The 22,294-nt window shown below is 56.5% G+C and carries 17 protein-coding genes; 4 read left to right on the forward strand and 13 right to left on the reverse strand.

Going from position 1 to position 22,294, the window contains the following annotated elements; all coding sequences use genetic code 11:
- The 3 genes from AC1Z32_RS41565 to AC1Z32_RS41575 form a co-directional block, all read right to left on the reverse strand.
- Entirely contained in the window at positions 1-219 is a 219-nt protein-coding gene (locus AC1Z32_RS41565) for a hypothetical protein (protein ID WP_483484689.1), read from the reverse strand.
- 365 nt (positions 220-584) lie between these two features.
- Positions 585-2,198 carry a class I adenylate-forming enzyme family protein gene (locus tag AC1Z32_RS41570; RefSeq protein WP_483484690.1) on the reverse strand — a complete coding sequence of 538 codons (1,614 nt, stop codon included), beginning with the start codon at positions 2,196-2,198 and terminating at the stop codon, positions 585-587.
- Entirely contained in the window at positions 2,167-3,348 is a 1,182-nt protein-coding gene (locus tag AC1Z32_RS41575) for an acyl-CoA dehydrogenase family protein (protein ID WP_483484691.1), read from the reverse strand. Before AC1Z32_RS41575 ends, AC1Z32_RS41570 begins: the two co-directional genes overlap by 32 nt.
- A 400-nt stretch (positions 3,349-3,748) precedes the next feature.
- On the opposite strand from AC1Z32_RS41575, the gene AC1Z32_RS41580 reads away from it, so the two are divergent.
- From AC1Z32_RS41580 to AC1Z32_RS41595, 4 genes are all read left to right on the forward strand, one after another.
- Entirely contained in the window at positions 3,749-4,726 is a 978-nt protein-coding gene (locus AC1Z32_RS41580; RefSeq protein WP_483484693.1) for an AraC family transcriptional regulator, read from the forward strand.
- A 1,281-nt stretch (positions 4,727-6,007) separates the two neighbouring features.
- Entirely contained in the window at positions 6,008-6,955 is a 948-nt protein-coding gene (locus AC1Z32_RS41585; protein ID WP_483484694.1) for an SMP-30/gluconolactonase/LRE family protein, read from the forward strand.
- 74 nt (positions 6,956-7,029) lie between these two features.
- Positions 7,030-8,166, forward strand: coding sequence for a porin (locus tag AC1Z32_RS41590; RefSeq protein ID WP_483484695.1), 1,137 nt, complete (start codon positions 7,030-7,032; stop codon positions 8,164-8,166).
- A 492-nt stretch (positions 8,167-8,658) separates the two neighbouring features.
- On the forward strand, positions 8,659-9,795 hold the full coding sequence (locus tag AC1Z32_RS41595; protein WP_483484696.1) for an OpgC domain-containing protein: 1,137 nt from the start codon (positions 8,659-8,661) through the stop codon (positions 9,793-9,795).
- A 197-nt stretch (positions 9,796-9,992) separates the two neighbouring features.
- Here AC1Z32_RS41595 and AC1Z32_RS41600 read toward each other — a convergent pair whose 3' ends face one another.
- From AC1Z32_RS41600 to AC1Z32_RS41645, 10 genes are all read right to left on the reverse strand, one after another.
- Positions 9,993-10,799, reverse strand: a complete 807-nt coding sequence (locus AC1Z32_RS41600) for a substrate-binding periplasmic protein (RefSeq protein WP_483484697.1) — start codon at positions 10,797-10,799, stop codon at positions 9,993-9,995.
- A gap of 91 nt (positions 10,800-10,890) precedes the next feature.
- On the reverse strand, positions 10,891-12,063 hold the full coding sequence (locus tag AC1Z32_RS41605; RefSeq protein WP_483484698.1) for a porin: 1,173 nt from the start codon (positions 12,061-12,063) through the stop codon (positions 10,891-10,893).
- Between the two features lie 43 nt (positions 12,064-12,106).
- Positions 12,107-13,777 carry an electron transfer flavoprotein-ubiquinone oxidoreductase gene (locus AC1Z32_RS41610; RefSeq protein ID WP_483484699.1) on the reverse strand — a complete coding sequence of 557 codons (1,671 nt, stop codon included), beginning with the start codon at positions 13,775-13,777 and terminating at the stop codon, positions 12,107-12,109.
- A 374-nt stretch (positions 13,778-14,151) separates the two neighbouring features.
- Positions 14,152-15,084, reverse strand: coding sequence for an electron transfer flavoprotein subunit alpha/FixB family protein (locus AC1Z32_RS41615; RefSeq protein WP_483484700.1), 933 nt, complete (start codon positions 15,082-15,084; stop codon positions 14,152-14,154).
- Positions 15,084-15,833 (reverse strand): electron transfer flavoprotein subunit beta/FixA family protein, encoded by a 750-nt coding sequence (locus AC1Z32_RS41620; protein ID WP_483484701.1) that lies wholly within the window; start codon positions 15,831-15,833, stop codon positions 15,084-15,086. Before AC1Z32_RS41620 ends, AC1Z32_RS41615 begins: the two co-directional genes overlap by 1 nt.
- A 44-nt stretch (positions 15,834-15,877) precedes the next feature.
- Positions 15,878-17,461 (reverse strand): phytoene desaturase family protein, encoded by a 1,584-nt coding sequence (locus AC1Z32_RS41625; RefSeq protein WP_483484702.1) that lies wholly within the window; start codon positions 17,459-17,461, stop codon positions 15,878-15,880.
- A gap of 359 nt (positions 17,462-17,820) precedes the next feature.
- Positions 17,821-19,269 (reverse strand): NAD-dependent succinate-semialdehyde dehydrogenase, encoded by a 1,449-nt coding sequence (locus tag AC1Z32_RS41630; RefSeq protein WP_483484703.1) that lies wholly within the window; start codon positions 19,267-19,269, stop codon positions 17,821-17,823.
- Positions 19,270-19,282: 13 nt separating this feature from the next.
- On the reverse strand, positions 19,283-20,581 hold the full coding sequence (gabT, locus tag AC1Z32_RS41635; protein WP_483484704.1) for a 4-aminobutyrate--2-oxoglutarate transaminase: 1,299 nt from the start codon (positions 20,579-20,581) through the stop codon (positions 19,283-19,285).
- Positions 20,582-21,387: 806 nt separating this feature from the next.
- Positions 21,388-21,771, reverse strand: a complete 384-nt coding sequence (locus AC1Z32_RS41640) for a hypothetical protein (RefSeq protein ID WP_483484705.1) — start codon at positions 21,769-21,771, stop codon at positions 21,388-21,390.
- A gap of 69 nt (positions 21,772-21,840) precedes the next feature.
- On the reverse strand, positions 21,841-22,110 hold the full coding sequence (locus AC1Z32_RS41645) for a hypothetical protein (RefSeq protein WP_483484706.1): 270 nt from the start codon (positions 22,108-22,110) through the stop codon (positions 21,841-21,843).
- Positions 22,111-22,294 lie beyond the last annotated feature (184 nt).

The following is a 22,294-nucleotide window of genomic DNA, read 5'->3' on the forward strand; positions in this document are numbered from 1 at the left end:
TTACGAGGCTAGATACAGAACGACGACCCATACAATCGCGCCGATCACGCTCCACACCGTGCCCTCGAAAAGCATCGGCATTCCCGAACTCCAGCATTCGGAGCGGGCGTGTTCTCCATCAAACATCTCATTTATCTGGTTCGCGAGGTCGCGGTTCAGCCTAAAGCCTTCGTTCCTCACCTCCGAATCGGAGGGCTTCTCTGAGGCTAGAGCGGGCATTTTGATAACTCCTGACGAAGTGTAAGAAAGCAATATTTGCACGTCGTCGGTCCCTGCGGGCAGAGGCGGGCGGCGTTGCATTTACTATGGAGGATCGAAACGTTGTCAAATATCCGTTTTTGGCAAGGCGCGATATGCCGTTTTCCCTATGCCCTGCTCTGTCGGAGCCACGCAAAGTAGCGCCACGGTCAGGCGACGGTAGCGGCAACTGAGGTTTTAGTTAGGCTCATCGAACACGCGGCATACACGAGTCGACAGGATGGACATTGCTGACGCTGGCCAGATTGACCGGGATCTCGCTTGGTGACAAACGGGCAGAGTGAGCCGCCGGGCCCGAGATTCTTTGAATGACGGGCCCTCCGGGCTTACACCGATTTATTCCAAATTTCGAGCAACTTCCGCTTATCGACCTTACCTGTGCTGCCAAGCGGTAATTGATCCAAGCTGACGAAGAACGACGGTACCTTGAACTCTGCGAGCTTCTCGCTACAGAACGCCTTCAATTCGTCTTCCGAAGCGTGCCGGCCGTTCCGATACACAACGAAAGCAGCTACGAGCTGTCCAAACTTCTCGTCGGGGATGCCTATTACGCCGATTCCTTGGACAGCCTCATGGGAAGCAAGCACCTGTTCGACTTCTGCTGGAGCAATATTGGCACCGCCTCGAATGATGAGATCCTTACTTCTACCTGTGAGGTAATAGAATCCGGCGCTGTCCCGGTAGCCAAGGTCTCCGGTCCGGATGAGACCGTTAACGAATAAGTCTTTCGTCAAGCACGAAGATTTATGGTATCCGATCGTTGTCCCCGGGCCTCGCACAAAGAACTCGCCCTCAACGCCGTCCTGAACCGGAAGCCCTTCTGTATCAAGGATCTGAATCTCAACTCCGGGAGCGAGCTTCCCGATCGCTCCGGCAGGGACCTGCGATGAATCGGACGCGAACTTGCCGAAGATCGGCCGGGTCTCGGTCAAGGCATAGTAGTCGTCGATCTGCTTTTTGAATCGCTCCGCAAACCGGCGACGTAAATCATGAGAGAGCGGCGCGCCGGCAGAGATCAGTAGCCGCATAAACGATAGATCGATCTCGAGGCCGTTTTGCTCGGCGTACTCAAGCATCATGGCGAACATTGTCGGCACGCCTTGGAAAATCGTCGCTTTGTGTGCGATGAGCGCGCTCAGTACCTCTGCGGGGTGGAATCGGCGAAGAATTACCGCTTCACCCCCGGACTGTAAGGTCGCAGCAGTTGCTGTGGAAAGACCGTACAGGAAGCCCAACGGCAGTGCTACAACATTCACGTCTCTTTCCGTCATTCCCCACATCTCGATTAGGGAAGCGTTGCCGTTGAATTCAGCGAGTTGGCTCAAAGCGACGCCCTTCGGCCGCCCCGTAGATCCTGACGTGTAGACGAGGAGAAATGTTTCGTTCACTGTCGCGTCGGGCGCGTCACGTGAAACGGTGGCCCCGGGCGTGGCGACGAACTCGTCCAGTGTCATGCCTGGCGTCCTTCCATTCTCAGCAAGCGCCTTCATTGCGACGTGAGCCATCCGGTCGTCATAGAGAAGAAGCGAAGCGTCAGAATGCTCCAAGATATACGCGACCTCCGAAACGCTAAGGCTCGCGTTAACTGGAACGAAAGTTCCCCCAACCTTCGCAATTGCATAGTAAAGCAGCATCTGCTCAATTCGGTTTTCGCAGAGCGCCGCGATTGCCTGGCCGTCTGCGAGACCGAGGCGGTGCAGCCGCCCTACCGTTAAGTCAACGGCCTCCGCTAGTTGCGTGAACGTCAGCGCTCCATTCTCGCCGCGCAATGCAGTCCTGTTGCCACTGCGAAACGCTAGCTGCTCGATATCTATCTTGGTCATTTCAGTTGATCTCTCAGGGCGGACCGCACCGGCGGGAACGGCAAAATGCCTTCTTCGGCTGCGTATTGCATCAATGTCGTCGCTGTCAGCCTGGCAACCCAAGGGTTTCGGAGTCATTGCCCTCCATAATCCGCCGAGCAATGACTAGTTTGTTAATGTCGTTCGTGCCTTCACCGACAAGATACAAAGGCGCCTCACGATATAGCCGCTCGATAGTGAATTCGGAGATGTATCCATAGCCGCCATGAATCCGAAGCGAGTCTTGAGCGATCTCAACACAGGCTTCGCTCGCGAAGAGTTTCGCCATTGCTGATAGCATGTCGGCCCGCTCGCCCGCCTGCTTGCGATTCGCGGCCTCTTGGGTGAGCAGCCTTGCAGCCACCAACTTCGTGGCCATCTCCGCCAAGCGCAACTGCACCGCTTGGTGCCGATCAATCGTAACGCCGAATGCCTTGCGCTCACTCGCATAGCGAGTTGCCTCCTCTAGCGCGGCCGCTCCCAAACCGACTGCGCTCGCTGCGATCGCGAGGCGCCCGATCTCAAGTCCATCGAGCAAGTGCCTCAAGCCTAGGCCCTCCGCCCCGCCCACCAGCGCAGCTTTTGGCACCTTAGCGTCCTCGAAGCGAATTTCAACCGTGTCAACTAATCCGAAGCCCATCTTGTGGAAGGTGCTCCCCACGGATACCCCGTCGGTGGCCTTACGCACGGCTAGAAGACTTAGTTGCGGTTTGCCAGTTGTCTCGTTTGTGCCCGTGCGGGCAAGCGTCAAAAGAACAGTCGCTTTCTCGCCGTTCGTGACGAAGATCTTGTCACCGCGAAGTCGATAGAAGTCGCCGTCGTTAGCGGCGACTGTCGATACCGATTGGAGATCGGATCCAGCGCCGGGCTCCGTCAGGCAGAGAGCGCCCCGCTCCTCGCCGGTCGCCATTCGCTCCAGGAACTGCGCCTTTTGCTCCGAAGTTCCATTCGTTGCAATGATGTACGCGACTGTCGCATGGCTGTTGATGTACGCAGCCAAGGTTGTCCACCCAGACGCGAGAACCTCCATCACGGAGGCGAAGACCGGCAACCTGAGCTGCAGACCGCCATACTCCTCCGGGACGGCCAAGCCAAAGAGCCCCAAGTTTTTGATGCCGTCGAGAAGCTCAGCAGGGAACTGCTGTTCCCGCTCTAATTTTGCCACTTGCGGCCGAACTTCCCTCGAAACAAAGCGGCGAACCGCCTCTACGACTGCATTCTCTTCGTCCGAAAAATCACGAGTGCCCATTTTTTGATTCCGCCAACCAATGAAAGATCTGTAAGATTCGTGGATGTCGATCACGGACGTTTGTCTGTGGCTACCGAGCGCAACGGCTCGTTCTGGACCGGTATTGACGCGCGTCGCCGTGTCCAGCCGTGTACGAATACCCATCGACTAAAAAATTCGACCCAGTAGTCAGTATGCACGAATCCGTCGGTAAGTCAAAAAAAGTCCTCTTGTTTCTATGCGCAGATAAGCGCCTACGCCTCGGCTGCTCGTGAAGCCGGCGACTCGGCCGCGCTAAGGGATTGCCCTACTTCTCTCGATTTTTGACCTGAGGTTCTATTGTCGCCGGGTGCGGCAACACTTCTTCGGTTCAATAAGCTCGGCCGCGGTTTGTAGACAGCAAAGAGAAATAGCAGACAACATGGCGCCGCCCATCCAAAACGCACCAGGAAAGTACACGGTCTCGCGGTCACAGCGCCCCGAGGACCACGCCGCTGCCTATGAAGACTGGACTGACAATCGGCTCAACCAACTGACCCCCCGACTTTCATTCGACGCCTTTCTAAAGCGACACGAGACGGACGCTGGGGTCACGGTGCAGGTCGAGAGCATCAAGACCCCTTCGATCGAGCAGGTCGGAAAGATACCTATCGATAAGGTACTGCTTGTCTTGTTGACGTCAGACGACGCAGTGGTGGTTAACGGTACTCCGATTGGACCGAACATCGCATACGTTGCATCGGGGACCACGGTTCAGGCCATTACCAAAAGTGCAGTGCGCAGTGATTTCCTCATGCTGGAGCGGGACTTGTTCGCGAGCGCGTTTCCAGACGCCGGGTTCGCGACGAGCAGAGGACGCTTCGAACACGCCGTGCGCCCGCCCATCAGCGTAGCTCAAGACTTCCACCGGTTGATTGACGAGCACTTCGAGCTCTTAGGACAGGAAGTCGAGAATGGTGAACAACTTTCGAAGAGTACGAGCAAAATACTCGCATGCGTTGGCGAGTTGCTAAGCGGCGACGACCGGCAACAAAGCCTTCCTTCAGCGACAACACGCGCATTTATCGTGCAAAAAAGCTGCGAGTTGTTTGCACAGCACTGGTCTGATCATGACTTTGGCGTATTGGATCTGTGTAAGCAGCTCAAAATCAGCAGAAGGACGCTGCAGTACAGCTTTGAAGAACTCATCGGACTTTCGCCTCTTCAGTACATGAGGACCGTACGGCTTAATATCGCCAGAAGAGCCCTCGCCGAGAATCGCAATGGTCTGATACAGGGAATAGCGCTCGATGCAGGCTTCAATCACGTCGGGCGCTTCTCAAAGTACTACATGGATTTCTTCGGCGAGCTCCCTTCAGCCAAGGCTCATAGAAAGTCATTGAAGACAAACCTGAGCTAAGTCCTCAAAAGGCGCGTCCCCAAGTCGTCTCTTCCTGCCACGCACATCGGTACATCGTGTGTTTACAAGGCTGCTTGCTGAGGGTCACGAGGGTCAATCACTCGGCTGAGCAAATGGGAAGATGAGAGCAGTCAGTCACTGGGGCCGCGAATGCGCGACTATTAAACTTTCCGGTTTCCGTTAGGAAGCGTTAGTCTTGCGCAAGCCCAGCCGGTTCCTCCAGGCACGCCACCCGCTCAGTAGCATCGACCAACTTCTGCCCTTCCACCGACCGCAAGGCCCCTGAAGGGCGCATTCGAATCCGAGCAGGACGCCGATGGTTGCCGCCCGGCAATTGGACGACATGCTTTGGTCAACGCCCAGCACAGGGGGGCCGGGAGCAAGCATGAGCTCTTGATCAATATCGGGCACGAGGCTCACATCCTTGGCAAACCGGCTGGTGCGCGACTGCGAGTGAAACAGGAGAAAAAGCGTGCCACTGTCGGCGGCCATCAAGGCGTGGACGACGGACAAGCTCGCAACACCGTCCGAGAAATCCGAGTTGTCCCAAGGGTTATCCCTTACTCTCCCAGCAGTGGCTGCCCTCGTGCGGTATGACGAAGAAGGGCCGCGCCGAGATCAGCACCGCTTGGCCGATACGGACTGCGTTGGGTGAGTTTGGGCTGAAGAATCTCTTGTTCGCCGACAGCGGGGGGCGGGCCGCCGCGATGTACGGTCTGATCGGAACTTGAAAGCTCAATGGGATCGACCCGCGCGTACCTCGGATACGTCCTGACTCATACCGCGGACCATCCCATCAACCGCATTGATGAACTGCTGCCCTTGAACATGGCCAGCAAGCGGCCCCGCGCGCTCACTCACCTTCGGCTCCCGCCTGATTGCCGGCCAGTGAAAAGCAACTAGGTAGCCTCGTTCCCGATGCCTAGCGCGAACGTTCCGTTGCGAGCGGCCCTCGCGAGTTGCTTACTTTTGAGTCGCTTTGCCTCAGTCCTTCGCCCGACCGCCGTACACCTTCCGCGACAAGATCGAAGCCGGTGCTTGTCATCGTCGCGCCGTGAAAGTCGCAGTTGCGCGAGCGACTCTCTGCTCCCTCGGTCCGGAGTCTTATTTGCACATTCCGTACTGATGGAAGGTCACGTTCCATTGGACCAGCGTAGCTTGGGCCTAGCTGAAGGACGGTACCGCCTCGGATTGCCGAAACTGGATTTTTTCTGAGCCATTGTCGATGCATATTGGCGACATGCATGGACTAAGCGCGAGCTCTAGGGGAAAGACCTTCGAATGAACGTCGCATCAGGAGAAGCGTCGGCCTTGACCGGGTTTAACGCCTTTGTCTATGGACACCCAGACTATCAAACAGTGGAGACCGGAATGACCGACCAAGTTACCGTATCTGGACGCGAAGTAGAGGCACATGTCATCGACCCAGCGGCGATGTTTCCCGAAGGCCCGGTCTTCGTTGATAACAAACTTTTCTACGTCGAGTATGGCGAAGACCGCATCTCCGTGATTGATGGTTCAGAGAAGTCGACAGTGTTTCATCGTCCAGGTCTCGGTCCGAATGCTGTAACACCGTACCGCGGCGGTCTGCTCATCGCAGGATATAACAGCAACTCGGTGGTACATATCTCTCTCGAGGGAGAGCAACTCGCTGAGTTCACGGCCGACGTGAACGGCGAAACGATGATCGGCCCCAACGATCTTACGGGGGACGGGTTCGGTGGCGTATATTTCACTGCTTCTGGTCCTTGGGAATCCGAACCTATTGTAGGTAAGGTTTTCCACCTTTCGCCTGATGGTTTGTGCCGCCAAGTCGCCGGAAACATTCATTACGCGAATGGCATCACGTTGGATCATGACGGTAAGCGGCTTTTAGTGGCCGAATCAGAGGCTTTCCGCATCATCTCATTCCAAATCGAGACGGACGGCACGCTCACCGACCGACGACTTCACCTGCGAGTGCCTGAAGTTGACAAAGAGGCGGGGCTCGACGGTTACCCCGATGGGATCAAATGGGGTCCGGATGGAAATCTCTATATCGCCCAGTTCTCAAGCGGCCGCATTGCTGCTGTAACGCCATCGGGCGAGTTCGTCAAGGCATTCAAGATTCCGACTCAGGGCGTTACAAACCTTACCTTCACTCCGGACGGTCAATCGTTGATTGCCACTGCAGTCGACGATAAGTCAGCGCATCCTTGGCCCGGCAAGCTGTGGCGCATCGCACTTTAAACGCGGTGACTATGGGCGCCACTGATTGACTTCGGATAACTAAGTTGAATCCATAATTCAAAGGACTTGATTTAATGAGAAAGCTCCTTCTTTCCGCTGCATCCTTAGCGTTGTGCGTGAGCGTCACAGCAAAAGCTCAAAGCAGCGTAACTCTCTATGGCGCTTTGGACGATGGCTTGAACTTCACATCGAACGCAGCGGGACATCATGCTTTCCAAATGGTGAGCGGAGATACAGCGGAGACGATCTTCGGGTTGAAGGGAAACGAAGATTTGGGCGGCGGCCTGAGCGCGATCTTCACGCTTGAAAGCGGAGTAAATGTGAACACCGGCTTCCTCAATGAAGGTGGACGAATGTTCGGGCGGCAGGCATTCGTCGGCATGAACTCCCAGAACCTCGGAACAGTCTCCCTCGGACGGCAGTACGATGCGACCATAGATTTCTGGAGCCCATACACCGGTGCCGGCAATACGATCGGAGACTTTGCTTCGCATCCGTTCGACATGGACAACGCAGACTACGACTACCGGTTTCAAAATTCAGTTAAGTACGTGAGCCCCGTTTTCGCCGGATTCCAGGTTGAAGGCGTCTATGGTTTCAGCAATTCGACGAATTTCGGTGAAAACCGGGCATACAGTGCCGCAGGCACCTACACCGCGGGCCCCTTCTCGGCGGTCGTGGCGTATCTGCGTCAGAACGGTGCCAACCTTACCACTACGGGTGCGGTGGGCGGGGATGGGGTCTTCACTGCGGGTCATCAGCAAAATATCGATGCAGGAATTCGGTGGACTTTCAGCGACAGCTCAAACATTGCACTTGCCTACTCGCATGTAGACGTCTACGGCCCTACCGCTGTTTCTTATGTTCCAGACATCGGAACCCAAACGTGGACATCCTGGAAGTTCGACAACATCGAGCTCAATGGGCAATATTTCATTACGCCAGCGTTATCCCTCGCCGCTGCATACACTTTCACCCACGGCAGCTTGCACGATACGGCTAGCTCCTTTAGCTCGAACTGGCATCAGGTTTCTGCAATGTTGAACTACGCGCTGAGCAAGCGTACTTCGGTATATGTACAGGGTGCGTACCAACACGTCAACGGTAATACCGGTACGGGTCTTGATCAGGCGCATATCGTTGGGTCAGCGGACCTTTCATCCTCCGGAAACCAAATGGTCTACCGAGTTGCAATGGTTCACCATTTCTGACGTTCGAAACCTTTTGAGCAGAGGACGGCCGGAGCAGCATTTCTGGCCGTGTCGCGGCACGACGATGATCTTGCAACTGAGGCAAGCTGTTCGTGACTCGATCGAAGCCAAGCGAACATCCATCGCTACTGTATTTCCGAAAAGCGGCTTCGGATGCCAACGTCCATAGACGCCGCGATAGTAAGCGTGGGAGCTTCTATGAAACGTCTCCTTATCGCCGTCGCAGCTTTGGCAATCACCGCATACCTGACTGACCAGTTTCCGGCGGTGGCATCGTCTTATTCGTCGAGCAGATCAAAGATGGATTTCGAGGCATTGCAAGAGTAACGCAGCCGATGCTTTCGAGGCGCTGGTCCATACGACCCTGACTTTTAGGAGTCGGTGTCCCGGCATTCAGAGTATGCCATTCGTTGCCCGTTTGGCTTTTTTTGCTGTAGCCGCGGTCGAAATTGAAGCGCGATTGAACGACTATTTCCTCCAAGAGATGAAAACATGAGTTCGCCCACGGCACGTTCTGTCGAGGTTGATTTTCTGCGAGGTGTGGTTCTTATCGTCATCGCCCTCGATCACAACATGAGCGGCTTACTTCAGCACGTGATGCTGCACACGTACGCGTATTGCGACGCTGCTGAGGTTTTCGTCTTTCTGGGTGGCTATGCATCGGCCGCCGCATACGTCGGTGTCGCGACACGCCGAGGTGAAGTTGCTGCGCGTCGACGCTTTCTGAAGCGCGCCTGGGACATCTACCGCGCCTATCTCATCACGGCAGCACTGATGCTTGCATGCAGTGCTGCGCTCACATTTGTTCGAACCCCACTCGCCGCCATCGGTCCGATTTGGCCGATGTTTGCGGCGCATCCGTTGCGCACGTTGCTCGACGTCGCTCTTTTTCGTCAGCAACCGTTCCTGTCGGCTGTGCTTCCAATGTACGTGCTGTTCGCGTCCTGCGTGCCGTTCACGGTACCATTCGCTCGACGGTTGCCCTCACTTGCACTTTTCATCAGTGTCGCAGTTTGGCTCGTGGCCCCGTGGGTCGGCACTGAGTTGCCCAGCGTGACAAGGGAAGGTTGGCCGTTCAATCCATTCGCGTGGCAATTGATGTTCACCTTCGGCACACTGTGCCGCCTACACCCTGTTTCCCAAGATATCCAGACGTCGATTAAGGGCAGACATCTGACGAAAATTGCCATTGGCGTTGCGCTTATCATCGCGTTCGTCAAGCTGTGCATAGATGTCCACCCTTCTCCCGGATACATGAAGCAAAATCTAGCTGGTGTGCGCGTCGTGAGCTTTTTGTCGATCGCATGGCTTTGCGCGCAAACCGTGCGACTAGGATGGATTCGACTACTCGCGGATAGACTCTTCCCTGTGGTGATGGTAGGGCGCCAGGGGCTGATTTGCTTCGTAGGCGGCACGGTTGTATCGATCTTTGCGGACGTCGGACTGCACCTGATGACTCGAACGTCACACTTCGCGATGAATTGGCCGATTCGGCTTACAGGTGACGGTTTGGAAATTGGGGCGTTGTTATTGCTTGCCGCGGTTGCGACTGGCGTCAAACAAGGTCGTAGAAAATCCCCCGTCGAACGACCCATCGCGCGTTTTATGCATGCATCCAATGAGCGATAGACATCTGGCTGGATAGAAATAGATTGAAGCCTCGAACGATATGATGTCGCCAAATTCTCTGGAGCGGATATAGTCCATGCCAGATCGTCTGCTTAACGCGCTTAACGCGATGCACCCGCAGCATTGAGGACTGGGACACAACGTAGTCGCATCGTTCCTCAAGCTGCATGGAGCGTTATCCCGGGCATCAGCGCGACTTACGGATTTCCCACCAAGCGAGGCTCTCCCACCTGGGCGGCGGTCGGGTCGAGTTTGTAGCGCGCAAGAACTCTTTCAAATTCGCCGGATGACCGTAACGCCATAAGATCTGCGTCAAGTGCGTCCGCCAGCTGTTCATTTTTTTTAGACAGCAAGAAAGCGGTTTGCGCCGGCTCGGTAGATGCCTTTATTCGCTGATCAGGGTCTGCCACCCGTATCTTCAGCCCGGGGTACCCGCCCATCGCACGTTGGGCATAGATCCCTTTGGTATAGCTATCGATACCGGCTTCGATACGCCCTGCTGCCAAATCCTGCGCCAATGCGACTTGATTTGGGTAGAGGACGAGATCTTCGCCGAATACAGTTTTGAGATCTGGGACCCAAAGGTAGCCCTGTATTGTCCCAACTCGTTTGCCCTGCAGACTTGAGATCGTGTTAAATCCGTCCTTGGAATAGATCGCCAACCGCTCGAGAAACAAGGGTGCACCGACGTGTAAGACCTTCGTGCGTGAAGCGCTGCGGTACCACCCATATACGCTCATGTCTGCTTTTCCGGCAATAACGTATTGGATCATGCCGGCCGGATCGACCTCAACCGCCTTCACACGAAGGCATTCTTTTGCCGCGACCGCCTGGACAATATCAGCGTCAACTCCGGTGTACCTTCCGGATCCGTCAATAAAGTCGAAAGGCGGCAGCGTTCCCGTCGTAACGGTCAGTATCCCCGGTGTGATGGTCTTGACGTCATGAGCCGGTTTGCAACTCTGGGCTTGCACAGATGTTTGTACAGAGAGGATGGGAACCATGGCCGCGACTCCCAAGATTACTCGTTTGTACGACGCGAATTTATACATTCCTTTTTGCTTCCATGTTTGCTTGAACGTGTGAGCGTATTAGTCAGAACCGGTGAACCACGGCGATCCGCACTGCGACTTGTCGGTCCGTAGTAGACATTTGCCCACCGGCTCCTTGATACAAATCTGCACCCTTCGCGTCGCCGCTAGCTTGCTGCACGGCAACCACGCCGTAAATTTCGGTTCTTTTACTCAACAGCTGATCGACCCCTGCGGCCAGACGGTGATAGCGCACCTCTTCTCCAGAATAGCCAATGCGTCCTACCGTAAAAAGGTATCCGCCCACAAGACGCGTGGACGGTGTGAGGGCGTACCTGATAGACACGTCGGCGTCGTCGAATGTCACTGCTGATGACGTGCCATTGGCGTCCGCGAAACGTGCCTTCGTGTAGACACCCGCGAAGGTGATCGGTCCAACGGCATAAGTCGCCCCGAAACCTAGCATGTCCACGTGGTCTGGATTACCGATGTAACTCCAAGGCCCCGATGCGCCGATTGCTGAGCCCGAGGTGTTCGCCAAATAGTGCGCGCCGTCGGTAAATAGCTGAGCGGGCTTGTCAGCGTGGAAGTACGCGGCCCCAATCCTCAAATTGGCTGTATTGTAGTCCGCTCCAACACTAAGAACACTGACCTGACGCGGGCCGTTCGGGACTTGATTTCCCGACAGCGAAAGCAAGCCTCCAACGCGGAATCCCCCGATCACTGGGCTTGTGTATTTGAGCGAGTTTTCGATTCTGTACGAGTTGCTCAGATTGTCAATATCTGAGGCATGCGACGTGTACGATCCCAATACTGAGCCAGTCGTTGCAAACTGGAGAAAGTCCACCATGGAATCGTATTGGCGACCGAAAGTAAATATCCCTTTAGACCGGGAATCTACGCCGATATACGCTTGGCGCCCAAATTCTCTCCCTCCTTGGGCGAGAGTTCCGTTATGCACATTAAAACCGTTTTCTAGCCGAAACACTGCGGCCCAGTCTCCGCCTAGATCCTCCCTTCCGACAACACCCCATCTGCTTCCATAAACACCAGTGTAAGTCCCGTCACGCATCGCAACCAGGTGCTCGCCGGCTGAATTATTTATATAATCGACTCCGTCTTCGATTAGACCGTACAGTGTGACAGAGCCTTGTGCGATCACCTGCCCCGGCATGAAGCAGCAAAGTGCAAGCAATCCTAACGAACCTCTCGAACGCATACCCCACCACGTTTTCATTCTTATTCCTCTTCAGAGATCCGTTGCGCCAAATGCGCCCCCTTTACATGTTTGGGTAATTTGGGCCGCCGCCGCCTTCCGGTGTGACCCACACGATGTTCTGAGTCGGGTCCTTGATGTCGCACGTCTTGCAGTGCACGCAGTTCTGCGCGTTGATCTGCAGGCGATCGCTGCCGTCATCGTTCTTCACGAATTCGTAGACGGCTGCCGGGCAGAAGCGGGCCTCAGGGCCCGCATAGGTGCGCAGATTCACGTTCACCGGGATGCTCGCATCCTTGAGCGTCAGATGCGTGGGCTGATTCTCCTCGTGATTCGTGTTCGAGATGAACACCGACGACAGACGATCGAACGTGAGCTTGCCATCGGGCTTCGGATAGACGATCGGCTTGCTCTGCGATGCCGGTTTCAGCGTCTCGTGATCCCAGTGCTGATGATGCAGCGTCCACGGCACGTTGCCGCCCATCACCTTCTGCTCCAGGCCGACCATGAAGGTGCCGAGATACAGGCCCTTGCTCATCCACTGCTTGAAATTGCGCGCGCGATACAGTTCCGTCTTGAGCCACGACGTATCGAACGCTTCCGGGTAGGCCGTGAGCTCGTCGTTTTGACGTCCGGCTTGCACGGCATCGAAAGCGGCTTCGGCAGCCATCTTGCCGGACTTGATCGCCGCATGACTGCCCTTGATACGCGATGCATTCAGGAAGCCCGCGTCATCGCCTGCAAGTGCGCCGCCGGGGAAGGTGAGCTTCGGCAGCGACATCAGGCCGCCTGCGGTAATGGCGCGCGCGCCGTAGGAAATGCGCTTGCCGCCGTCGAGAAACGCGCGGATCGACGGATGCGTCTTGTAGCGCTGAAACTCCTCGAACGGCGACAGATACGGATTCGAATAACCCAGTCCGACCACGAAGCCGACCATCACTTGGTTGTTGTCCATGTGATAGAGGAACGAGCCGCCGTAGGTATCGGGATCGAGCGGCCAGCCGGCGGTGTGGATCACCAGACCCGGCTTGTGCTTTACCGGATCAATCTCCCACAACTCCTTGATGCCGATGCCGTACACCTGCGGATCGGCATTCTGATTCAGCTTGAACTTGTCCATCAGCTGACGGCCGAGATGCCCGCGCGCGCCCTCGCAGAACAGCGTGTACTTCGCGTGCAGTTCCATGCCGAGCTGGAAATTCTCGGTCGGCTGTCCGTCCTTGCCGACGCCCATATTGCCGGTAATAACGCCTTTTACCGCGCCGTCTTCGCCATAGAGCACTTCGGCTGCTGGGAAACCAGGGAAGATTTCGACGCCGAGCGCCTCCGCTTGTTGGCCGAGCCAGCGCGTGACGTTGCCGAGACTGACGACGTAATTGCCGTGATTCTTGAAGTTGTCGGGAAGCAGCCAGTTCGGCACCTGCCTGGCGCGGCTCGGCGACAGGAACAGGAAGCGATCCTCCGTCACTTCGACGTCGACCGGGGCGCCTTTTTCTTTCCAGTCAGGAATCAGTTCGGACAGACCGCGCGGGTCCATGACCGCACCGGAGAGAACGTGCGCCCCGATCTCGGAGCCCTTCTCGAGAACGCATACGCTGATCTCAGCACCTACATCCGAAGCTAGCTGCTTCAATCTGATGGCAGCTGATAAGCCAGCGGGTCCACCGCCGACCACAAGAACGTCATACTCCATAGATTCCCGCGGATCAGTCTGCGCGGTACGCTCGTCGGTCATTGAAACTCCAGAGTAGCGGCTCGGCGATGCACCGCGGTGTTGCCGTCAAGTAACGTCAGCCTCGGCATCAAGTAGGTGCGGACAGACCATTCTTGATCGCGTCGACATCAAAGCGCAGCCTTCTAGCTTTAGGAGGGTAGAGGCGCCAGTCGCCGCTATCGTGACGAAACAAGCTCACTCGTATTTGGTCGTCATCCCGATCAGTTTGCAAAACGACGGCGCGCCACCTCGATGAGCGCTTAGGCACTCGCGTAACCGCAAAATCCGTTGTATACCGAGATCCGATAAGACTCCTTACTACAGCTTTTAGCGACCTCGATTTCATGAATATTCCTACATGCTTCTTGTGAATAATCAGATACGCTGCTTCGAGCTTATAGCGCTGCGACCAGTTCGGGAACCGTCGTGAAAAGATCGCCGACTATCCCGTAATCGGCCACGCCGAATATCGGCGCTTCTGGATCTTTGTTGATGGCGACGATGACCTTCGAATCCTTCATGCCCGCCAGGTGCTGGATTGCACCCGAGATGCCGACCGCCACATACAACTGCGGCGCGACGATCTTGCCCGTTTGACCGACCTGATAATCGTTAGGCACGTAGCCCGCATCGACCGCTGCGCGCGACGCACCCAGCGCCGCGCCGAGCTTGTCCGCGAGGGGCTCGAGCACTTGCGTGTAGTTCTCGCCGCTGCCGAGACCCCGGCCGCCCGACACGATGGTCTGCGCGCTGGTCAGCTCCGGCCGATCGAGCTTCGTGATTTCGCGGCTCACGAACTGCGAGACGCCTGCATCGGCCGCGGCCTCGATCTTCTCGATGGACGCGCTTCCGCCTTCCGCCGCGACGGGGTCGAAGCCGGTGCCGCGCACGGTAACGACCTTGATCGGATCGCTCGATTGCACGATGGCGATTGCGTTGCCCGCGTAGATTGGGCGCTCGAACGTATCGGCGCTGACGACGGCGGTAATGTCGCTGATCTGTGCGACATCGAGATGCGCCGCGATGCGCGGCGCGATGTTCTTGCCGTACGCGGTAGCGGGCGCGACGATATGCGAGTAATCCTTCGCGATGTTCAGCACGGTGCCGTCGACGTTCTCGGCGAGACCGTCGGCCAGTTGAGCCGCATCCGCGAGCAGCACCTTCGACACGCCCTCGATCTTCGCCGCTGCATCCGCCGCGCCCTGCGCGTTCGAACCCGCGACGAGCACGTGCACGTCGCCGCCAATCTTCACCGCTGCCGCGACCGTGTTCAATGTCGCCGACTTGATCGACGCGTTGTCATGTTCCGCAATTACGAGAGTCGTCATCAAATCACCTTCGCTTCATTCTTCAGCTTCTGAACCAGCGTATTGACGTCGGGTACCATGACGCCCGCGCTGCGCTTCGGCGGCTCGACGACCTTCAGCGTCTTTAGACGCGGCGCGACATCCACGCCCAGATCAGCGGGTTTCACCGATGTGAGCGGCTTCTTCTTCGCCTTCATGATGTTCGGCAGCGTCACATAGCGCGGCTCGTTCAGGCGCAGGTCGGTGGTGACCACCGCCGGCAGCTTCAGCGACAGCGTTTCCGCGCCGCCATCGACTTCGCGCGACACTGTGGCCTTGCCGTCGGTGATCGTCACCTTCGATGCGAACGTCGCTTGCGGCAGGCCCGCCAGTGCGGCGAGCATCTGGCCGGTCTGATTCGAATCGTCGTCGATAGCCTGCTTGCCCAGAATAACGAGTTCAGGTTTTTCCTGATCGACCAGAGCCTTCAGGATTTTGGCGACCGCGAGCGGCTGCAGCTCTTCCGTGGACTCGACCAGAATGGCGCGATCCGCACCGATGGCCAGCGCCGTGCGCAGCGTTTCCTGACACTGCGTCACGCCGCACGACACGGCGATCACTTCCGTCGCCCCGCCTGCTTCTTTCAGACGAACCGCCTCTTCCACGGCGATCTCATCGAACGGGTTCATCGACATCTTCACATTGGCGATATCGACACCCGTGTTGTCCGATTTCACGCGGACCTTCACGTTGTAGTCGACCACGCGCTTGACTGGCACCAGAATTTTCATATCGCCTCCTCGGGCAACTTTTTCATGCTGCTTGACGGCTTCGCTCACTTCAGGTCGGCGGCAATGATCGTTGCTGCATTGTGTCCGGGTACACCCGTGACGCCACCGCCAGGATGCGTCGACGCACCGCATTGGTAGAGGGCTTTGATCGGTGTCCGATAGTCAGCGTAGTGCGCGATAGGCCTGCGAAAAAAGGTTTGGTCCAAACTAAGCTCACCATGGTGAACATGTCCCCCGGGTAAAGCGAAGATTCTCTCGATATCGGGCGGCGCCAGCACTTGTCGATGCAGCACGTTAGCCTTAAATCCTGGGGCATACCGCTCGATTTGAGCCATTACTATCTCGAAGAGACGGTCATGTGCCGCATCGTCCCAAGTACCGTCACGAAGAGTAAACGGAACATGCCCGCCCAAGATACTTACCGTGTGATATCCGGAAGGCGCGGCCGACGGATCGAATACGCTGGGAGTAAGAATCCACATGTACGGTCGTTCGGCCATCTCACCGTGCCCAGCGCTTTCAAACGCCCTTTGAAGCTCTTCGAGATTCTCCGCAATAGTGATCGCGCCTGGATTGGTCGAAATACCCCGGCTTTTGAGTGCAGTCCACGATGGCAGAGCTTTGGTCGCAAGGTTGATCTTGAAGCATGACGAGTCAGTCCGAATCCGCTTCACAGCACCCAGGACCTCAGCGGGAACGTCGCGGTCATCCAAGAGCTTTAGAAACAGCACCTTCGATGCGGCGTTGCTCACCACTGCGCGGGCATTGATCGTTTCGCCGTTCTTCAATCGGACGCCCGTTGCCGTCCCATCTCTAACGATGACCTTTTCTACTTCGGCATTGACCCGGATTGAAACACCGAGATCCTCGGCAGCACTGCGGATGGCTTTCGAAACACTCCCCATGCCACCTTGCACAAGTCCTCCCGGGCCCGCTGCGGTGGTGGGGTCTCGCAGGAATGGGCGGGCAAGCACGTAAGCAGAACCGGGGCTTTTGGGGCCGATATTGCCGCCACTGCCCGACGCATAGCAACCGAAGACAGTAAGAATCTCCGGACTTGAGAACCACCTTTTGAGAAAGTCATAAGCGCTCAATGTCAATAGATCCCATAAGTCATAGAATCTAGGACCGATTTTCTTGAATCGCCATGCGAACTTGAGCGCCCGAATGATGTCCTTTGCCTTTCCGGTCGTCGGATCGATCGGCACTTCGAAGATCAACTCGCGCAGATAACGAGCAATCTCCTCCATATGCTTGACGTAGGCGGGATAAGCCTCGGCGTCTGCCTTTGAGAATTGCGCGATCTCATCGCACATACGTTGCGTGTCAGGCCAGAAGACGATGCTGCGGCCATCGGCAAACGGCTGAAATCCTGGCGCAGTTTCGACGACCTTGAGTCCGTACTTCCTTAGGTCCAGATCCAACATTATTTTCGGCTGGAGCAAGGACATCCAATAGGATGCAACGGAAAGATGGAATCCGGGCCATAGCTCCTCGGTCACCGCTGCGCCCCCCACTATTTCTCGACGTTCGAGCACGCACACTCTGAGCCCAGCTTTGGCGAGGTAGGCCGAGCAGACGAGACCGTTGTGCCCTCCGCCGATGATCACTGCGTCAAAATCAGCCATGTTGCTTTCTCAGAAAAAGCGCTCGCATCTACCCGCGCTGGGACCGAACACAAGGTGAGTTGCCCTTGCGGACAGTCACCCAACTCTATACTCTTCGTCTAAAAAATCTGACCGCCTAGTATATAACGGGCAAATTTGGTCCTGCAAGCCTCATCGGTAATTGTTCTTTCGCAAGGCCAATGCAGGCGTCTGGCGCGACGTTCCCCGGATGCCGGCATTGTCACTGATGCGTGCGTGCGAACGGGGACAGGGCCGTCGGAAAGCGGCGTTTGTATTAGGGCCGGGTCGATAAAGATGAACGCCGCGACCTGGGATGGGCGCGGCGCCTGCTGCTCGGTGTCACCACATAAGGGTGTGGGTTATAGAGCCAAGCAGAGATATTTGATTACAAGATAGTCGTCAATGCCGTACCGTGAGCCTTCGCGGCCAAGCCCCGACTGTTTCACGCCTCCGAACGGTGCCACTTCGTTCGAGATCAGGCCAGTGTTGATACCCACCATCCCGTACTCGAGAGACTCGGCCACGCGCCAAACGCGTCCGACGTCCCGACTGTAAAAATATGCTGCCAAACCGAACTCGGTATCGTTCGCTAATTGCACCACTTCTTCATCGGTCGAGAACCGAAACAGCGGCGCAAGCGGTCCGAACGTCTCTTCCTTGGCCACCTTCATCTGCGAGGTGACGTCTGTCAAAACAGTTGGCTCGAAAAAGCTCCTGCCAAGCGCGTGCCGGCGGCCTCCCGACACTAGACGTGCTCCTTTCGACAGCGCGTCTTCGATGTGAGACTGAACCTTTAGCACGGCGGCTTCGTCAATTAATGGACCAAGTGTTACGCCTGGGTCCGTGCCGCGCCCGACCTTCAGGCTAGAAACTGCTTCTGCGAACTTCGCCGCAAACGCGTCGTAGACCCGCTCGTGGACGTACAGTCGATTCGTGCATACGCAAGTCTGGCCACTGTTTCGATATTTCGAGGCGATGGCACCTTCGACAGCAGCGTCGAGGTCCGCATCGTCGAACACAATGAAGGGCGCATTGCCGCCCAACTCAAGCGAAAGTTTCTTGATAGTTGAAGCGCTCTGGGAAGCCAGCACGCGCCCGACTTCGGTTGAACCGGTGAATGACAGCTTTCTCACGATCGGATTTGAGGTCATCTCCCCGCCTATCGCGCGGGAACTTCCCGTAACAACGCTAATGACACCCCGGGGTACTCCTGCGCGCTCAGCAAGCACTGCCATCGCAAGCGCCGAGAGCGGGGTTGCCTGCGCAGGTTTCACCACGATCGGACACCCCGCTGCTAATGCGGGCGCAACCTTCCGGGTAATCATCGCAGCGGGGAAATTCCAAGGCGTAATCGCCGCGCACACTCCTATTGGTTCTTTGAGAACAACGATTCGCTTGTCTGCAGCAGGCGAGGCGAGCGTATCGCCGGCTACTCGCTTACCCTCCTCGGCAAACCATTCGATGAACGAAGCCGCGTAGCCGATTTCGCCTTTTGCTTCTGCGAGCGGTTTGCCTTGCTCGCTTGTAAGTATGAGCGCAAGGTCATCGGCGTTCTCAAGCATCAGATTGAACCAACGATTAAGGATGCTCGCGCGTTCCTTTGCAGTCTTGTTGCGCCAAGCAGGCCAGGCAGCGTTCGCGGCATCGATAGCACGGCGGGTTTCTCCCGTTCCCATGTACGGAACCGTGCCCAGCAACTCTCCGGTGGCCGGATTGATAACGTCGCAAGTTGCGCGGTCGTCCGCTCCCTGCCACTCGCCGTCGATCAAAGCTAAATTGCGGAGAAGCGTCGGGTCTTTGAGATTCACGGTGACCTCCTCGTCAGATATTTTCGCTGGTGGCTTCAACTAGCGCGGCTTCGAGGATTGCGATCGCCTCGTTAAAGACAGCATCCTGGATCGTTAGCGGGAACAGGAAGCGAACGACGTTTCCATAGACTCCGCAGACGAGAAGTAGAAGCCCCCGCTCAAGTGCGAGCGCTTGTACCCGCTTAGTGAAGTTTGAATCGGCTTCGGCGCTGCCCGGCTTTCGGAATTCGACTGCAACCATGCCTCCCGGGCCACGGACATCGGCGATTTGTGGGACCGTCTTGCGCATGTCTTCGAGCCTCGCCTTTAGTCTTTCTCCCAACACAACTGCGCGCTCGGTGAGTCGCTCGCTTTCGATGATCTCTAAGACAGCGTGGGCTGACGCGACCGAGAGCGGATTGCCCGCGTACGTGCCGCCAAGACCGCCCGGTGCCGCCGCGTCCATAATCTCGGCGCGGCCAACTAAGCCCGAAAGCGGCATCCCGCCAGCAAGGCTTTTGGCAATCGTCATAAGGTCGGGCGCCACGTCGTAATGCTCCATCCCGAACAGCTTGCCGGTACGCGCGAAACCCGTCTGAACTTCATCGGCAATGAGCAGGATCCCGTGCGTGTCGCATATAGTGCGCAACGCCCGTACGAACGTCGGCGGCGCTTGGTAAAACCCCCCCTCCCCCTGAACAGGTTCAAAGATGATGGCCGCAACTCTTTTCGGTTCGATATCGCATTTGAATAGCTGCTCGATCGCGCGCAGCGAATCCTCGACGGTTACGCCATGCAGGTCATTCGGAAACGGTGCGTGAAAGATATCGGACGGGAATGGTCCGAAGCCAATCTTGTAGGGCGCAACCTTACCGGTAAGCGCCATTCCCATCAGTGTGCGCCCGTGAAAACCGCCTGAAAAAGCAATCACGCCTGGCCGGCCTGTCGCAGCCCGCGCAACCTTAATCGCGTTCTCTACAGCTTCCGCCCCCGTTGTGAAAAACGCGGTTTTCTTCGGGTGAACGCCCGGCGCCCGCTCGCTGATTTTTTCCGCAAGGGAGACATACGACTCATAGGGCACAATTTGATAGGCCGTATGGGTGAACCTGTCTAATTGCCCCCGGATCGCCTCAACAATCTTCGGATGCAGATGCCCCGTATTGCAGACCGCGATGCCGGCAGCGAAATCAATGAATCGTCTTCCCTCAACATCCCAGAGCTCGGCGTTTTCCGCTCGGGCCGCATAGAAGTCACACATGACGCCGACGCCTCGCGGTGTTGCTGCGTCCTTGCGTGCTTGAAGAGTTGCGTTAGTAACGTCGCTGGAAAACATGTTCACTTCTACTCCTAGGAAGAGGTCGCTTTAGGGCTGCATCCGAAGACTATACGGACCTTTGGCTCCATTCATCAGAGCCATTTCGTCCTTTCCATAGGAGCCAGCTGCCGAAGTTGGCGCTAGATATACCGTTGACTGCCCGATCATCAGCGCATCAATCGTCGGCGATCGCGGCGGTCCTTCTGCGGCGCTGAGCCTGGGTTTGCAACGCACCCGCATTGAGTGTGGATGCGACGGATTGCACGGCAACGCAGTTGTAATACGTCGCGCTACAGCGGACGGTTTGCGACGCGTGCGCGAGAAAGCGCTGCCGTTTCCAGAATGACAACGTTGAGCGAGCGCCACTTGCGCACGCCGCGCGATTGGATACAGCCGCGTGAGTCGCTGCCGGTACGTGCTGGACGAACGCAGCGCCGTAAAGGCACGGTTCATTCAGGACGCGATCGACAGCCGCCACCGGAGACCGAGTTGAGCTAAACGCAGAGACTTCAGCGGACAGACGAACGGCCCGACGTCATTTCAATCCATATAATTCGTCTATCAGGATTAGTTTTAATGATGGGCAACCTCTACGCTCCCGATTAGCGTCTCCATCCGAAGAACAGCGACTCGACGGGACTTGACGTCGTACTCGTCCACCCACGTGCACAACACAACAACAATGTCCTGCTGAGCGCCCCACGACCACATTTGATTGCGCAGCGGCATCCATAAATCAATGAAGAATTGGGTGATTGACTTGTCCATCTCCGCCCCAAGTGGCCGCGTTACTGCAACCTTTTTTGCTCTTGGTATTCCTGACGCTATCGACGCGGGTGCAATTTTGGGATCGTTGCGACGTCAAGAACGTCGACGCCGCCAGAGTCGTCATGAATAGCGATGAACTCGAATAGTTCGTCCGTTATACGCGACGCATCGCCGTCATCGAGATAAGCCAAGAACGCTTGTCCGAATTCAGGCTTAGCAGCGAAGAAACGGCGAATTCGATCGACCACCATGTCATCTGTGACGGAAGAAAGCCCGGTCTCATTGAATCGGTAGTCTTCCTGCGGTGATTCAAGATAGAAGCGCTCCAGGAACGACAAATTCATAGCGCGGTCGAGTACTGAGTCGCGAAACACGCTCTCCTTCGAATAGACCTGCCGAAGATAAGCATTTCGGGCCTCTACCTCGGTCGATGCTTCCACGAGGTACCCGTAAGAACGAGAGATCGACTCGTCGGACGAACAAACCAAAAATTGTTTCACAGAGATTTCCTATGGGTTGCGCACGTCTGGTATGACCCTGAAGCTTCCGTTGCTGGCTTCAAATTCAATGCGCGGAATTTTGCCCTGCGCGATCAGTGGCCGGACCTCGTCCTGAATTTGATGATGCAGTTCGCCTCGTTCAGCGCGACCGTTTGCTGCCGTGCCGATCTCAAATTTGCCGCCGCAGTTGTGGCAGGCATAGCAGTATCCATTCAGCGACTTCAACATATCGCGTGTCGCAGTGCTTCGGCAAAGTGGGCACGTCGTCTCTTCTTGCATGGTCCCTCCTCGCTGGTTGTCGTGCAGGTCGCTCCCGGCGTGCGCTTCGAGTTGTACACCCGTGAGAAAGACGATCGCTGCAAAGATAAAAGGCTTGATGATAGATCCCTTTGCTGCAACGGGATAACAAGCAATCTCACAGGATTATCGACAATAAGGCCGCAAACGAGAGTGGTTTTTGAGT

The sequence above is a fragment of the Caballeronia sp. 11_S32 genome (assembly GCF_056930355.1).